We start from the raw sequence: 516 nt of genomic DNA, 5'->3' as shown, positions 1-516 counted from the left end.
CCAGTTTGGCAGCCAAATCAATAAAATACGGGTTCGACTGACCGCCTGTTTTCAGCAATTTAGACACAACCGATTTTTGCCGTAATGAAATGCTGTCAATTTCGCCAATGGTGCAATCATCAGGCAACCCCAGTGTTTGCTCCCATTCAGGCAACATAATCGTTGCTGTTGCAGGAAAACCGCCAGCCAGCAATGCATGTGCACCCTGATCGCTGCGATGATAACTCTGCGCGATGGCCAGAATCACCGCGCTCATGACTGAATTGGGCTGACGCGTCCACGCCATGCCTGTTGGCAATAAACCATTCAACGCGGCGGTATAATCATTCACACTATACTGTTTCATGTGTATTTAACCTCCCCCCGCACGGGTAATTGCCCGACCGACAATTCAATGTTTTCTGCCGGAGACGCAATCACAAATCCTGTCGTTCCCGGCACATCAGCAATCGCATATTGCAGATCGGATATAAAAATTTTCCCGGTTCCGTCTGGATTGCCCTTCTCAAACAACAC

At 48.8% G+C, this 516-nt stretch carries 2 protein-coding genes; both read right to left on the bottom strand.

The genetic code is table 11. The features are described from left to right. The coding region (locus PSI23_RS21920) for a putative phage tail protein (protein WP_273557036.1) at positions 1 to 346 on the bottom strand (346 nt) is incomplete at its 3' end. Further along, positions 343 to 516 (bottom strand): hypothetical protein, encoded by a 174-nt coding sequence (locus tag PSI23_RS23710; protein ID WP_507232780.1) that lies wholly within the window; start codon positions 514 to 516, stop codon positions 343 to 345. The genes PSI23_RS23710 and PSI23_RS21920, both read right to left, overlap by 4 nt.

This window comes from Xenorhabdus yunnanensis, assembly GCF_028598805.1.
In the GTDB taxonomy this organism is placed as follows: domain Bacteria; phylum Pseudomonadota; class Gammaproteobacteria; order Enterobacterales; family Enterobacteriaceae; genus Xenorhabdus; species Xenorhabdus yunnanensis.
This window is presented reverse-complemented; position numbering and strand designations above follow the sequence as displayed.